This is a genomic window from Oceanobacillus jordanicus (assembly GCF_022095695.1).
Lineage (GTDB): Bacteria > Bacillota > Bacilli > Bacillales > Amphibacillaceae > Oceanobacillus_B > Oceanobacillus_B jordanicus.
The window spans coordinates 381,724-396,688 of record NZ_JAIFZM010000002.1 but is presented as its reverse complement, the minus strand read 5'-3'; the positions used below and the strand labels follow the sequence as shown (position 1 = coordinate 396,688).

The window sequence follows — 14,965 nt, the reverse complement described above, 5'->3', positions numbered from 1 at the left end:
CTTCGGTATCAACATGGCAACAGATGCCTTTAGGATGCAAATCCATCTGCTTCTAGAACAGATATCTTTATTGGACAAACAAATAGATGAGCTTGATAAAAAGCTGATGAAACTTGTAGATAACCAAAATACACATTTAACAACTATAAACGGTATTGGCTATCCAACCGCAGCCGTAATCTTAGGAGAAATAGGGTCCATAAAACGTTTCGAACGCCCTGAACAGTTAGTAGCGTTTGTTGGGTTAGACCCGGCTGTGAAACAATCTGGTAATTTTGAGGCTTCCTACGTGAAAATTTCCAAAAGAGGCTCCCCTTATTTACGACGAGCTATTTGGTATGCCGCCTTCTCTGCGAGCCAATGTGACCCGGCATTATCTCAGCATTATAAAAGGTTAAAAAGTAGGGGGAAAAGCCACCAAGTCGCTGTAGGAGCTGTAGCACGAAAGTTAACACACATCATTTTTGCCATTTTACGAGATCAAAAGCCATATGAGCCTCATGTGCAATAAAATGTTCACGAACTTAGGTTCCCCATAACACCTTGAAAGAGAGGTGTATTTCGGCATGAGATTTTTTAAATAAGCATTACTATAAAAAAATGTCTTTCTCTCCTTGACAACTCATAGCTGGTCTTTCCATGGGCGGCTGATGAGCCTCCGGATGCTCCGCATTCCGGGGTCTCACCTAGGCCTTCCTCCCATAGGAGTCTCCGTATATTTCTTACGCTTATTCTAGCAATCATCCGTCTTTTAACTAAAACGTTTGTTATGTCCCGACCTCTTCCTTATTTAGCATTGTAGTGCTATCTACTCTGTAATCTCTACTTCTTCTGGTCGATATGTGGCAGTAATTTTTCCGTCCTTATCTGTTGTGAACATTACGGTTCTTTCTGCTTCGAGTGTGAAGGAGTAATCCTTATCTGTAACGGCATCTTTGACTGAAACCTGTGTATCCTCCGCACATTCTGATACAAAGATAAACAAGTTCCCATTTTTGAATTGTAGCTTCCTACCATAGTTACCTGGTAGATCTCCTTCAAGCCATTCTAGCTCTACCTTCACACCAGCTTTTTGCATCACGTACTCGTATAATGCTGTAATCGGTTCATTGCGTTCATTCAATTCGAGAGGTAATGGACACCAGATCAAATTCCCTTTCCCGTAAGAATATTCTTTCACCTCTGTAGGATGACTGTCGCCAACAACCTTTTCTTTCATTACCTCGGCAATGCGTTCTCCACCAAACGAGACGGGATACTGTTGTCCATTTAAACCTAGTAACTCCTCACGCGTAATATTTCCAACTTTGGTTTTGCCGATGATACTTTCTAGGCGTCCTGTATGCTGCCAATATTCATCAAGATTAACTGGCCCTGTAAAGAGCAGGCTGATACCTTGTTCTTTCACAGCCTCCAGTATGGTATCTAAAGCTTTGCCGCTGAAATTATGAGCACTTGGGATAACGACCAACTTTGGAGGAGCTGGTTCAAGTGCCTCAAGATGGTATTCACTAAGCGCACGGAATGGAATATTCATATCGTAAGCCAACGTCCGCGTTAGCTTCATTGTGGCACCTTGCGCTAGCTTGCGATTAGAGAAATCATTGGAATAAGGGAAGATGACCGCAATGTCTTCAAGCTCCCGCTCATCAAATAAATCTCGTGTTTGCTCAACAAATGCTCCAAAGTCATAGGACACATTTGTTTCCGGCTTCTCTGTTCCATCAGCCCGAATAGCACCAATATTCGATTCATTAACATTGTTCATATAGTAATTCGTGTTCCAGAGCCATTGAACAGCTCCTGCCCCACCTGTAGAAAAAGAATAGGCATACTTTCTTTCGAGAATATTGCGTAACTCTTCTTCACTTCTCTTTGCCTGGTTATTCGGATTCTCTACATACATCAAGCCAGTCTCTTGAACCAGGTTTGGTTTTGTAGGTGATTTCGTAAAGATACCATCCCAAACCAATTGGTCCAACAACCACCACGTATGATTCGTCGTATAATCGACCGCATCACTATAGAATAATGGAGAAGGACGCTGTGAGCCAAGTGCTTCGTCCTGACCAACCGTAACAAGCTGTTTTGGCGAAAGATCCTTAATCGTTTTAGTTAGCTCCTCAGCCCAGCGGTTATGCATTGCCATTGTATATAGCGTATAATCCAGCCACTTTAAGCCTTTCTTACCAAATAACATATCTTTTATCCCAAAATTAATTTCACTAGCTTCAGGGGCTTCAATTGCATCAAAAGATGGTAATTCCTGAGCGGTCATATTCCACTTTTCCTGTAAGTCAACAATCGAGTGATGTCGATTCTTTAACCACTCCCTGTATGCATGACGATCGTACTTATCATGAGCCGAGCGCGGTCCTGCAAATGTACGTTCCGGATCAAACATGGATGGCTCATTAATCAAATCCCAGTTAATATTGGTTGTCTCGGTATGCCTTGAGACAACTGCCGTAATAAACCGCTTCTGTGCTTCCACGCTTCTTGGATCAAGATATGGATTTTCTCCATCCCAGGTTTCTGGTGTGAAAGAAAAGAAGCAAAACGTCACTTCTAGATCATGTTTTTTTGCACATAAAATAAAGGCATCAATTGAGCGCAGTACATTTTCATCCATATGCCCATCAGCGAACATCATATTTCGCCAGGCAGTCCAAATCCCTGTCCGAATATAATTAATCCCTGCCCGTTTCATTTGCGCCATGTCTCGGTCCCACACATGAGGGTTAGGTAGGAAGAGAAAATAACGCGCGACATCTGACGTCATATAGGTCATGCCCACAATTGGCATGGGGCGACCATCTTTATAAAAATAGTCACGGTCACAGCTTAGCGGTTCTCCACTAGTTAAGAGCTTCCTATCCATCCCCCAGAAACCTTGATGCAGGGTACGAACTTCCCCGTTACTAGATTTGGCCTCACAGGTAATTTGATAGAATCCAGGCTCCAAATCGATCGGAATGTGAAAGGAATTCGTACTGAAGTGTCGGGATGTCTCTACTTTCTCTGTTTTCGCGTAAATCGATTCCCCGCTTTTTGTAACAGTATAGGTTAACGTCCATGGAATAATGCTATCGTTAAAGTTTTGGATTTGAAAGGTAACGCTCGGACGCTCCCCTTCTTCATAGGTAGCATAGTTTGTTTTCAAGGACATTTCGGTGACGCCATTTGCGGTATACTCGGCAAATTCCATGAGCGCTTTGCCACCGTCCTTGGTCCAGAATCGCTCCGTAACTTTCTGGTTAATAAACAACCAACGTCCACCAGTAAACTTTCCTTTCATATTCTCAAGCAATACTGCGGGCGCCGCTACTTCTCGACCGCTTTTGGAAATTCCCTTTAGCAATGGATAAATGCGCGCATCCATTGGGCCAACTGAGCCCATTTCTGCTTCAATGGAACTTGTTTTTGTAACATGTAAAACAAAATTAAGCGTATCTTCAATCGTAAACAAATCTTCTTTTCCACTGAATAACGGAATATCATCATTATGCTCTAAAGTCGTGATTGGCTTAGCTTGGACAGGTAATGTTTCGTGAATATTTAGTGCCTGATGATATGCAGTCTGCTCCCGCTCTGTTCTCCATTCCCCATCTACTAGATTACACGGAATGCGGAAAGGACTACCTCCAATGTGTACGAAGCCCTTCCCTCTCTCCATATGCTGATAGATTGCTTGCCATGCGCTCTTTGGGAAATAGGATCCATGAAGGTTTATAAAGCAATCAACCTCCTCATCCAGTAAAGTTCTTTCTAACGACGTTGTATCTACTATTGTAAGATTAGAACGGAGCGTTTCAAAAAAGTCGTCGCTTGGTCTGCTGCCATCTAGTGGAAAATTTGCATCATAGAATAGTACCGTTTTATTCATATTTGTTACCTCCAATATTAGTTGGTGAATTTTATTTTTCTACTAAACTACTCGTCGCATCATCATTTGTAATGAAACATAATGCCGCTGCACCAACAACACCAGCACTTTGTTCTAATTTGGCTGGTACAATTTCCGTTTGGCGCCCCGTTGGATTAAGTGCAAACTGCCCCACATATGCTTGGACAGATTGAAACAATGCATCCCCTACTTTGGAGACGCCGCCACCGATAATGATTTTCTCCGTATCGAAGGTGTTGATCATGCTAACACAGGCAACGCCTAAGACACGGAAAACACGCTCAATCAAACCGGTAATTTCTTGATGCCCTTTTTCATAGAGAGCAAATACTTCTTCTGTAGTCAGATCCTCTCCCATAATTGCTGACCCTCTTCTTGCGATCGCCGTGCCAGAAGCAATTGATTCAAGACAACCAGATTGTCCACAGGAACATGGCCCGAATGATGGGTCGACTACGGTATGCCCAATATCTCCCGCGTTGCCTTTTTGGCCATTAAGCAATCTACCATCTGCCACAATCCCGGCACCGATCCCTGTACTGACTGTTATGTAGATAAAATTCTCATTTTCCTGACCAGCCCCAATCCATTTTTCCGCAAGCGCCGCAGCATTTGCATCATTCTCCAACCGAACCGGATAAGGAAAAGCTTGCTGGATCCACTTTTGAACCGGAACATCCACCCACGTTTTTAAATTTGGGGGACAGGTAATCATGCCGTTTTGATTATCAAGTGGCCCTGGTGCACCTATGCCAATTCCGATTATTTCTTCCTCTGTGAGCGAGGATTTTTCAATCAATGCATGTGTTTCCTGAATAATTTCTGCAATCATTGCTTTTGGAGCTATGGTGAGATCAGTAGGAATAATAGTTTGCTCCCTCACATTCCCATTTTCATCCACAATAGCAAGCGCTACTTTCGTTCCTCCAATATCAATCCCGATCGAATAGTTCATCTTTCTGCTCCTCTTTCTAGTTGAGAATAAGTAAGTTTTTTGCAAACGCTATCATAATTTCCTTATTATTATCTATTAGATCTTTACAAACTGTAAATATGTCATTTTTTATTACTATGTAGACCTTACAAAAGGAGTATGTGAAGTAGCGTTAAACAGCGGTTTCATAGGGAGTTTTTTGTCCAAAGACTGGAAAGGTTAGCAAACGCAGAGAGTCATAAAGGATGGGAAAACAGTATTGCTGGGGAAAGACCTTTGCGGAATCAGAAACAGATTAAAGGAGGTTGAGGGGCCAATCAATTTCTTTATTTAGAAATATAATCATCACGTTGTACCCCTCTATTTAATTTTACGTTGCTTCAACAGACCTAACACAATAGGGATAAATGAGCTACTTATGATTACGGGTAAAACCCATGCTCCAAATCCGTTACTCCATCCGAGTGCTACTGTTATGGATTGGACTAAAATGACAGCAAAGATGATGAAGCAAATATTCTTTAATAAATTTACCATTTTTCGGCTATTTAAATAAAATTCGGCTGCATTTTCTTCATTTATTCGTTGCGGATAATTATGCGTTTCTGGGAATTTTTCAAACACCTGCATTAAAAATGCAGTAAACATCCCGACAATAGGTAGAATGAGTAATTCTAATTTGGAACCCCACCTATCAACCTCTCCAGAAGCATTATAATGTGCCGGGACTTCTTCTGGAAGCATTCCCCAACTAAAGATTAAAAAGACAACCGAGCCTAAAAAGGAGAGGTAGCCAATAATGTCTGAACCCCACTCCATTTTCGTTTTAGGTATGTTTATTTTTGGTCTATTCCAAGATCCTGACATCTCTCATCCTCCTTTTTGTCTAAAAGGTTGCTATATAGATGGACATCGCGAAAATAACAAACGTCCCCAATAAGTGAAGCTTTTCTCTCTTTTTATTTACATCAGGATAAACCATTATTTTTAAAAACCTATACATCATAACGATAGTTGAAATAACCATTATGGATAAACCAACCGGATCGAATTTGCTTTGTATGTCCCAGAATATCGTGAACAGCAATACTTGTTAAAGAAGCGCTAAAGTTAATTTAAGACTAGAGTATCTATCACTGAAAATAGCATATGCAACACCTTTGCCTGACACGCAAGCACCTCCACACAAGGTTTAAATATTCTAAGACAAATTTATGTATAAGCTTTCTACTTTATTATATCGGTATTCGTAATCTCTGACTCAGCTATTCGCCACTCGCTCTCTTCTCTCACAAAGGTTTGTTCAGACCTTGCTATATGGTCACGATAGGAAAGCCCTTCTGCGACATATGTAGCAGTTGCTCGTTGTTCAGCTTCTACGACAATACGCTCATCTTCCTCTTCCAAAATCTCAAAGCCTAACAATTCGTACTCAATATCATAGTCTTCAAAGAAACCTGCGATCTCATTCTTTGTGCTTTCCCTGCCACTTTCCACAAGTGTAGCTAAATAGGCATCCATGTCCTCTTCCTGCGTAGCTTGAAGATTTTTTTCTAACACTTGCTTTACTTCGCTGGCATTCTCACTTAAATCCTCTGCCGGTGTATCTTTAACGGTAGGTCCGCTATTGGAACATCCTATCAGCAATACAGGAAGCGCTATCATAATTAGTAAGACTTTTTTCATCGTATGCCTTCTTTCTATGTATAGTTTCATATTATTTTCTACATTAAAATCGTACTATACCCGTTGCAAAATGGGAAGTACATATTCGCAATACTATATTTCTATGTTGTGGTCTATGTTTGGACATTCATAGCAGTAAAGTGAATAAAAAGGTTATTACAAAGGGGGAGATTTATATGAAAAAGTCATGCTTCCAACTGATAGAATTATGGAGTGTAATAATGAATTGGAACTAATTAGTTCCCTGTACCCGCTATAATAGGTCATATAAATAGTCTATATTTTCTAAAAATAGATATGTTGGCGGATTGTCCTATTTCGAATAGATTGTTAAATTTATAGTAGTTGGATGTTTTTTACATTCATTTAGATTTAAAAAGAATAAATAAGAGGAGGAGAAACGATGAGTAACCGTAAAAGAGTATGGTTTGAAGAAGCTGGAAAAAGGCTGGATCCTGGGTTAGTGGAGCAACTGCAATTAAATCGAAAAGATGATCCATTAGAAACAGGTAATAGAGAAATCCCGGTAATTGTATACCTTAACTCCGATTGCGAACATGTTTCAAAAGATGACCTCCTTAAAACCTGCAACAAAGAATCCCATAATAAATTAGAAAAAGAATTAACAACTGTAAATGGAATCAGGGGATATTTAACACCTGGGAAGATTAAGCAAATTAAGGATCATAATGCTGTGGACCGTATCTTTCATGATCGAATTGTAACAGCTTATCTCGATATAGCAAGTAATCATATTCGTGCGACTAATGTGTGGAAGGAACACAGCGTAAAGGGTAAAAATGTTTCCATCGCTGTTATTGATACAGGTGTGCATCCACATGAAGACTTGAAGGATCGAATTGTAGCTTTTAAAGATCTTGTTAATGACCGAGAGGACACCTATGACGATAATGGTCATGGAACACATTGTGCTGGAGATGCTGCTGGTAATGGTCAACTCTCCAATGGACAATATTCAGGTCCAGCTCCAGAAGCTACCATTGTAAGTGTGAAGGTTTTGGATGAACAAGGGAGCGGAAGGTTGTCCACTATCATTGAAGGGATTGAATGGTGTATAGACAAAAAAGATGAACTTAATATTAAAGTCATCTCCTTATCTCTTGGAGCGACAGCATATGAATCGTTTAGGGACGACCCATTAACGATTGCTGCGCAGCAAGCATGGCATCATGGTATTGTTGTTTGTGCAGCTGCTGGTAACAGCGGACCAGCCCCAACAACGATTGGTACCCCTGCAATTGACCCGTTTATCATTACAGTCGGATCTGCCTATGACCAGGATACACTTGAACGATCCGATGATGTAATCGCAGATTACTCTAGCAGAGGACCGACCATTGATTCCTTCGTGAAACCTGATATTTATGCTCCAGGTACAGACATCATATCTCTTCTCTCTCCTGACTCTGCACTAGAGTACCAGCTTCCAGAACAGATTGTCGACGAAAACTACATTCAGTTATCCGGAACATCTATGGCAACACCAATTTGTGCAGGTGTTGTGGCATTAATGCTTGAAGCCAATCCGAATCTTAGTCCAAATGACGTGAAAAGCATTTTAAAAGCAACCTCTCATCCAATGTTCGATGACCTATGGGGCTATATCGACGCAATAGACGCAGTGGAAATGGCAAAAAACTACTACAATGCACAACAAACGGCGCAGGCAGCAAATACAAAAGGATAAGTATCACGAACCATAGGTAGAAATGAAAAGGTGTGTAACGGGGTCCATTATGAGGTCCGCTAAGCTAGATATCATAGTAAATCGCGAAGGAAATCACAACTAAGCGCAAAAAGGTCTCAATATAATTCAAAAGAAGGAGCTTGAATTAACAAGCTCCTTTGTTATTGGATAACGATTTTCTTCTTAAACTAAAGCAACCGTTACTTCAAGGTTGCTTCAACAACCTCCCTTATTGATGTAAAGCACTTATCCCCTGACTTTCTTTGAGTGTGGGTTGTTGAGAAAGTATCTTGCTGAAAAGGTCGAGACTTATCTTTTTATTCAGCTACCTAAGCCAAGTCACCGAATCTGAAATTTATGGAATAATAATCTCTATCATCAATTGAAAAAAGAACTTCGAATAAAAAAACATAGGGAGATTTTATTCTTCCTATGTTTTCATTCATATTATTTATCTGTTTGTTTTTGCTTCTTTTTCAAATACTCCGCACGTATTTTTTCAAGTTGCTTCTTTTTATCAAATTTGGCAGGCGTCTGTTTTTCATGAAACTTTGTCACAGCTGCCTGACCTTTGTAATCCAATTGATATTTCCCCACTTTGTTCACCTACTTTTCTTGTCTTTAAAGAGAATCTATTCAACAAATATAATATACCTTATTTTACTAAAGTAAACCTTATTACTTAATTAATGCACTGCTAACTTTGCATATTTCAGTAAAAACTTAGTATAATTATTCATCGCCAAATGGTATTCATTTCATTGCTATAATCAAAATAACATGCCTTGACACTCTGCAGAAGTTTCAATAATTCTACTTCTTGTTTGTTCAGCTCTTTTCTAAAGGTCCAATTGTTCGTAAATAAGGTTTAAATATTAAACAATCTAAGTCTACTCCACCTTTTAAATAGTTTTTAATGTTAATAACCATTACGTTATCGATGATTTCGAATTTAGGTTTCTCAGGGGAAATATTGTTTTTTTGCAAAGTCTTTTTTACTACTTGTTAAAAAAAATCTACATCCAAAATACTTTTCTCCAAAAAATGATCCCTTGTTATTAACTTTTCTACTTATATCTATCTTAATCCAAATATTACCTTCTTCAACTAACCTGCTTCGTTAATGTAAGTATATCTGTTCACATACTAATTCTAACATAAAATTCCAATGATTTTTCAAATACAAAAATAGGATCTCCATAAATGACGCTTCTTTGTTAAACTCTTGCACCCAACAGTGTAAGTATGATTATTTACAATGTTGGTTTTTTATAAGACGTTCAATACATAATTTTTCTGGTTAATCCAAGTAGTGTTTCCGATGACCTTACAAACTAATATTAGATACATTTGACTTACCAATTATAGTTTTGGGATGATGACACAATCCTTTCAACTACCAAAATAATAGATTGGCGATACTTCACAGGGGGGAAGTATCGCCTTGTTTTTTAATTAATATCTTTACTATCTTTATCTCGAACGACAACTTTATAAGGAGTGTCATCCACGATATCTTTTAAATCATCTGATTGTAGGAATTCGTGAATGGCTATTTCAATTTTTTTTGCTATTTCAGATGCTTCGTTGTCTGACTTATCTATAGTTGTTGTTATAAAAATGTTCATAGTGCCTTTCTTATAGGAGTACCCCACACCTTTTGTTTTGTACTCTTTTTTACTTAACATTCCCTCCCAAATGATTGGCAGTACATCACTGGTCCATTTATTCTCAATTTCCCTTTCTTGAACATTAAATGGATGAAATTGTATCGTAACTTCTTTTTCAATATTTTGCTTTTTAATACCTTCATGAATTGCTCCTTCAATTTCATCCGTACGTTTCTCTGTATCCTCGATGTCCAAATCCACCGTAATATCTTTAGCGTCTGGACCAGTATAACCAACACTGTAATTAGGCTCAATTTTATAGCCTTTTTGCTGTAATTTCGGCACAACCTCGTTTAATACATCAAACACAAGCTCGCTCTCTCGATATTTAGGATCATTTGCTGGATCACTATCAGACTCCATTATTTTCTCTTTATCCACTTCTACCGTAAAATCATTATATCCTCTTGAAGAAATGATATCTTTTGTAATTTCTTTAACTTCTTCCCTTACTTGGTTGTAATATTCCTCTGATCCCCTAACCTCCACAAAATATGTTTTATCACGGACACTGTAACCGCCTGCACCAATATCATAGCCTTTATCCCTAAGTTCCTCTAGGAGATTTTCGTAAATAGGCTCTTGTTCGAAAATCTTATTTAAAAATGGTATTTTGGAGGCTACTTCCGCCATTACTGGTGATATAAAGGCAGATCCGACGAAGAGGCCAAATAATACGATGCAGGCAGCAGTAACATATAATAGTTTCTTTGCTATATTGAGTCGCTGCTTTTTCCCAGGTTGAATCTTATCCGCATTTTTAATATTCTGCTGAACACCATCTTTGATCCGATCAGCTATTTCTTCACTGTAATAATTTTCACGGTAATGTTCATGTATCTTTTTAAGCTTATCTTTCACTAAAATACCTCTCCTTCCTTGGCTTCCATTTTCCGTCTCAGTATGTTTCTCCCTCTTGAAAGCCTTGTTTTTACAGTATTCGTATTTAAATTCAATACCGAAGAAAGCTCATTAATTTTTAAATCATAAAAGTAATGGAGTACAATTACTGCACGATATTTTATTGGCAATGTTAAAATTGTTTGTAATAGCTGTTCATTGCGGTCAGCTTTAAGAAAAGAGGTTTCAGTACTTTCGGTTCTATTGAAATTTTCAAAGAAGCTACTCTCTAATATCAGTTGCTTCAAGCTATTTTTCTTTAAAAAATCTTTGGAAGTATTAACAGTGATGCGATATATCCAGGATTTTAAAGCAGCCTCTCCTCTAAAACTATCAAGATACTTATAAGCCTTTAGGAAAACCTCTTGTGAAATGTCCTCAGCTACACCTCTGTCCTTTACAAAGGAAAAAGCTAGCAGGAAAACCTTTTCGGCGTAAAGTTCCATTAGCTGCTCGATTACTATTTCTTTATCTTGATAATCGATATTAATTTCTTCATTTACGTTAATTGCATGCGAATCTTTCTCTCCCACTGTGTACCTCCTTTCTTTCACTCTTTAGACATCGTCATTTAATAATTGGTTTCATTTTTTAATTTTGAAATTTCAGAAAAACGGGACCGCATTTTTTACTCGCAATTATTCTACTAGTATATAAACAACATAAGGGGAATTATTTTGATTAGTCAAATTGGTAATACAAAGCAAAAGAGGTTTATCGGGAGTATAGGTAAAATAGATTACATTTTTAAACAAAATCCAAACAAAAAAGCCGTTCTCCTCCATGTTAAGGAGCCGATTTTCCGCTAAATTAAGTGCTACTAAATTGCACCGTTAATGAAAAAAGGTGCAAATCCTTACTCAAGAGAAGCACCTGTTACTCCAACAAGGAAACTTCTTAATGCCTTTCAATACTTATAACATCATTGGATGGAGTAAGGTGTCCCTTTTGCCTTATTGAAAAGTCAGAGCCTCGGCGTTCTATTTCAACATATTGAACTACTTTATCTCCGTCTAGGAAAACCAATAGGTATATATCATCTCTCATACTGATATTGCTTGGGTCTTTGAAGTCAGTACCTAATTCTTCTTCTATGGCTTCTTGTGTACTATAAGGTGTAAAAAGGAATGCTTTATCCCAATCGAAAGTCGTCAATGATTTCATACTTATCTCACTTTTATTTTTATCATCTACAATAGAATAAATAGAATCCTCTAAGTCTTTATTATGCTGAACATTACTTTGACTACATCCTACTAACAAAAACAAAAGAAGGATAAAAACTGTTATTTTCTTCAAATTAACACTCCTTTCCCTGATAAAAATATAATAAATTATTGCACTAACTTGCTGCATTAGTTTAACAAGTCACGCTTCAATGCTAACATAATATTCCATAAACAGGCCGTAAAATTTTAGATTAGAAAAGGCGATCATTTAAGATCGCCTTTGTTTCATTAGATCACGCTTTAAAACCATTAGCCCTAATAAAGTTTTTTCCTATTCTTTCATCCCATCAACAAAGCTTTTGGTTATAAGCTGCGGTCGTGTTATTGCCCCACCAACCACTACAAAAGCCGCACCAATTTCCAAAGCTTTTTTCGCTTGTTCAGGGCTACCGAAATTCCCTTCCGCCACTACTGGTGTGGAAACCTCTTTAATTAACTCCTCTAAAAGAGAAAAATCTGGCTGTGCCCTGTCTTTGGTATAAGACGTATAACCCGATAAGGTTGTGCTAATATAGTCACATCCCAATTCGTGAGCATTTTTCCCTTCACTTAGCGTTGAGATATCTGCCATCACCTTTTTACCTAGCACATGCTGTATGTATTCAACCAATTCTTCTAGCTTTTGCGGTCTCGTCTGCTCGGTTGCATCAACTGCTATAATATCTGCTCCAGCTTCAGCAACACTCTTTGCATCCTCGGTCGTTGGGGTGATAAATGCATCAAAGCCTTCATAATCCTTTTTCCATATTCCGATGATTGGTAAATCTACCTTTTCTTTGATTTGCCTTATATCAGAAGGACCGTTTGCCCTAATGCCTACTGCACCACCTTGTTTAGCAGCTAAAGCCATTGCTGCCATGTGGCCATTCCCATGAAGGGGTTCATGTTCTAGGGCTTGGCATGAAACCACCAAGCCTCCCTTTAGTTCTTCCATCTAATTATCCCCTCTTCCTCTCTGTAAGCAGCTTTATTTATTCTGCCTTATCTACAGACTTGATAATCTCCGTTAAGCTCATTTCTTTCATCGAACTAATCTTTAAATGGTGATCCTCAAAAGGTAGACTTTCTGTAACTGGATTCGGCACAATAATTGTTTTAATGTTCGCTTTCCGTGCAGCAAGCAAGCCATTTAAGGAATCTTCAAATATAATCGCTTCCTCAGGTTTTACATTTAATACCTCAATAGCCTTTAGAAACAGGTCTGGCGCTGGCTTTATTTTTTCCACATCATCTGAGGTTACAAAGTGATCAAAGTAATCAATCAATCCAAGATTTGTAAGGTGTGTTGTAACCCACTTACGATCAGAGCTAGATGCAATTGATATTTGGTATCCTGCATCTGATGCTTCTTTTAAATAATCCTCTACACCTTCTCTGGCTTCTGCTTCTTTTAAGCGTTCAGCGTGCATCACACTCACTTTTTCTAGAAAAACGTCTGGTTGAAACGTTCCTTTTACTTCCTTGTCTATGTAATCAAGTAACGTATCATCTCCTCCACCTACCCCTTTTACAAACTCAGAAAGTGGAAGGTCAAAATCATGCGTCTCCTGTAAAATTTGTTTATATGTATCATACCAAGCCGTTTCTGTATCCAAAATAAGTCCATCAAAATCAAAGATAACTGCTTTTATCATTTTTATTCTTCCTCCTTATATTCAAACTATTCTTAGGATAACACGAGAAGGAGGATTATTAGGAATCAAAAGCTTAATATGTTAATCCCCATGTTATGTATCTATATAAATCACTCTTGTGCTTACGTTAACTATAATAAATGCGTACTACACCTTTGAAAGTTAAAAGCTACTTTCTTTTCGATTGTTATTTCTAAATCTTCTAGTGAAGGATGGCTTTCCACTAGTGCTTGGCGAATTAATTCACATCCTGCATGCAATTCTACTTTAATTCACAATGCACCCCTCCAGACAGTTTCTTCATCTGTCTAAGGGGTGCATTTCAGTTAGGAATTATACTTACTTTCTATGGATTTGTTGACCATAATCCAGCAGATTTAATAAAGACTCGTGGATGTAACTTCAATTGGGCAATGACAAATTCAGCCAAATCTTCAGGCTGCATGACCTTCTCTGGATTTCCGTCCGTTAAATTTTCGTTATACGCTAGTTCAGTCGCCACAGTACTTGGTGTCAACGCAGAAACACGAACATTATGTTTACGTACCTCTAACTCTAATGCAAGGGATTCTGTTAGTCCAAGCACCCCAAATTTGGAAGCACTGTATGCACTTGTAACTGGCGCACCTTTTTGCCCAGCAGTGGAAGAAATATTAATGATATCTCCTCCATTCTTCTCAACCATTTGAGGAAGTACAGCGTGTGTGACGTAATAAACACCCATCAAATTTATATCTATGGTTTTTTTCCATTGTTCTGGAGTAAGCTCTAAAAACTTCCCGAATTTCCCTATACCAGCATTATTGATTAAGATATCCGTTGTGCCTAAACTCTCCTGTAAAGTTTCAACTGCCTGATTCACTTCTTCCATAGAGGAAACATCCGCAGTAGCATAGGCAACCTGCACGTCTAAATCTTCTATTTCTTTCTTAACTGCTTTTAGATCTTCTTCAGTACGCGCAATTAGACCAACACGAACACCTTCATGAGCTAATGCTAATGCGGTAGCGCGACCAATCCCTTTTCCTGCTCCAGTAACAATTGCAACTTTCCCTTTTAATGATTCTGCCATTATGTAAAACTCCCTTCAGTATCAATTATACAGATTTATTATCTTACAAAATAGAGAAAAACATGTCAAAGAATAGTATTTAAACTAAAATTCTATTTACAGGTCCTCTTTTCTCTTTGGTTGACTTTATTTTAAATTTCAGAAGTAGTAGTTTCATATGCAATTGGGTGCTTTTTCCCTTATGAAAAATACGAACTTGACAAAGACACCATGGCTACTACTTTC

The 14,965-nt window shown here is 38.3% G+C and carries 13 protein-coding genes; 2 read left to right on the top strand and 11 right to left on the bottom strand.

Annotated features, from left to right (window positions below; genetic code table 11):
* Positions 1 to 511, top strand: a 511-nt coding sequence (locus K3T81_RS03995) for an IS110 family RNA-guided transposase (protein WP_238018394.1), incomplete at its 5' end; no start/stop codon positions are given.
* Positions 512 to 808: 297 nt separating this feature from the next.
* Here K3T81_RS03995 and K3T81_RS03990 read toward each other — a convergent pair.
* The 4 genes from K3T81_RS03990 to K3T81_RS03975 all read right to left on the bottom strand — a co-directional run bounded on the left by K3T81_RS03990 (position 809) and on the right by K3T81_RS03975 (position 6,527).
* Positions 809 to 3,886, bottom strand: coding sequence for a beta-galactosidase (locus tag K3T81_RS03990; RefSeq protein ID WP_238018392.1), 3,078 nt, complete (start codon positions 3,884 to 3,886; stop codon positions 809 to 811).
* Between the two features lie 31 nt (positions 3,887 to 3,917).
* Positions 3,918 to 4,862, bottom strand: coding sequence for an ROK family protein (locus K3T81_RS03985; RefSeq protein WP_238018390.1), 945 nt, complete (start codon positions 4,860 to 4,862; stop codon positions 3,918 to 3,920).
* Between the two features lie 339 nt (positions 4,863 to 5,201).
* On the bottom strand, positions 5,202 to 5,708 hold the full coding sequence (locus K3T81_RS03980; RefSeq protein WP_238018388.1) for a DUF1648 domain-containing protein: 507 nt from the start codon (positions 5,706 to 5,708) through the stop codon (positions 5,202 to 5,204).
* Positions 5,709 to 6,068: 360 nt separating this feature from the next.
* The gene (locus tag K3T81_RS03975; protein ID WP_238018386.1) at positions 6,069 to 6,527 is read right to left on the bottom strand and encodes a nuclear transport factor 2-like protein; all 459 of its coding nucleotides are present in this window, start codon (positions 6,525 to 6,527) and stop codon (positions 6,069 to 6,071) included.
* 403 nt (positions 6,528 to 6,930) lie between these two features.
* Here K3T81_RS03975 and K3T81_RS03970 point away from each other — a divergent pair, with 403 nt between their 5' ends.
* Positions 6,931 to 8,235, top strand: a complete 1,305-nt coding sequence (locus tag K3T81_RS03970) for a S8 family peptidase (protein WP_238018384.1) — start codon at positions 6,931 to 6,933, stop codon at positions 8,233 to 8,235.
* A 447-nt stretch (positions 8,236 to 8,682) separates the two neighbouring features.
* Here the strand turns inward: K3T81_RS03970 and K3T81_RS03965 are convergent, their stop codons facing one another.
* From K3T81_RS03965 to K3T81_RS03935, 7 genes are all read right to left on the bottom strand, one after another.
* Positions 8,683 to 8,832, bottom strand: a complete 150-nt coding sequence (locus tag K3T81_RS03965) for a hypothetical protein (protein ID WP_106897670.1) — start codon at positions 8,830 to 8,832, stop codon at positions 8,683 to 8,685.
* A gap of 854 nt (positions 8,833 to 9,686) precedes the next feature.
* Positions 9,687 to 10,766 carry a DUF4179 domain-containing protein gene (locus tag K3T81_RS19570; protein ID WP_238018382.1) on the bottom strand — a complete coding sequence of 360 codons (1,080 nt, stop codon included), beginning with the start codon at positions 10,764 to 10,766 and terminating at the stop codon, positions 9,687 to 9,689.
* Entirely contained in the window at positions 10,766 to 11,338 is a 573-nt protein-coding gene (locus K3T81_RS03955) for a sigma-70 family RNA polymerase sigma factor (RefSeq protein ID WP_106897672.1), read from the bottom strand. Before K3T81_RS03955 ends, K3T81_RS19570 begins: the two co-directional genes overlap by 1 nt.
* Before the next feature lie 364 nt (positions 11,339 to 11,702).
* On the bottom strand, positions 11,703 to 12,104 hold the full coding sequence (locus K3T81_RS03950) for a hypothetical protein (RefSeq protein WP_238018380.1): 402 nt from the start codon (positions 12,102 to 12,104) through the stop codon (positions 11,703 to 11,705).
* A 201-nt stretch (positions 12,105 to 12,305) separates the two neighbouring features.
* Complete coding sequence (locus K3T81_RS03945) at positions 12,306 to 12,968, bottom strand: N-acetylmannosamine-6-phosphate 2-epimerase (RefSeq protein ID WP_238018378.1); 663 nt, start codon at positions 12,966 to 12,968, stop codon at positions 12,306 to 12,308.
* Positions 12,969 to 13,005: 37 nt separating this feature from the next.
* Positions 13,006 to 13,668 (bottom strand): HAD family hydrolase, encoded by a 663-nt coding sequence (locus K3T81_RS03940; RefSeq protein WP_238018377.1) that lies wholly within the window; start codon positions 13,666 to 13,668, stop codon positions 13,006 to 13,008.
* A gap of 346 nt (positions 13,669 to 14,014) precedes the next feature.
* Positions 14,015 to 14,740: a 3-ketoacyl-ACP reductase gene (locus tag K3T81_RS03935; protein ID WP_238018376.1), complete on the bottom strand. Its 726-nt coding sequence runs from the start codon at positions 14,738 to 14,740 to the stop codon at positions 14,015 to 14,017.
* Between the last annotated feature and the right edge of the window lie 225 nt (positions 14,741 to 14,965).

Coding starts and splice junctions, on each gene's coding strand:
- K3T81_RS03990 (WP_238018392.1), bottom strand. CDS start 3,886: ATGAATAAAACGGTACTATTCTATGATGCAAATTTTCCACTAGATGGC.
- K3T81_RS03985 (WP_238018390.1), bottom strand. CDS start 4,862: ATGAACTATTCGATCGGGATTGATATTGGAGGAACGAAAGTAGCGCTT.
- K3T81_RS03980 (WP_238018388.1), bottom strand. CDS start 5,708: ATGTCAGGATCTTGGAATAGACCAAAAATAAACATACCTAAAACGAAA.
- K3T81_RS03975 (WP_238018386.1), bottom strand. CDS start 6,527: ATGAAAAAAGTCTTACTAATTATGATAGCGCTTCCTGTATTGCTGATA.
- K3T81_RS03970 (WP_238018384.1), top strand. CDS start 6,931: ATGAGTAACCGTAAAAGAGTATGGTTTGAAGAAGCTGGAAAAAGGCTG.
- K3T81_RS03945 (WP_238018378.1), bottom strand. CDS start 12,968: ATGGAAGAACTAAAGGGAGGCTTGGTGGTTTCATGCCAAGCCCTAGAA.
- K3T81_RS03940 (WP_238018377.1), bottom strand. CDS start 13,668: ATGATAAAAGCAGTTATCTTTGATTTTGATGGACTTATTTTGGATACA.
- K3T81_RS03935 (WP_238018376.1), bottom strand. CDS start 14,740: ATGGCAGAATCATTAAAAGGGAAAGTTGCAATTGTTACTGGAGCAGGA.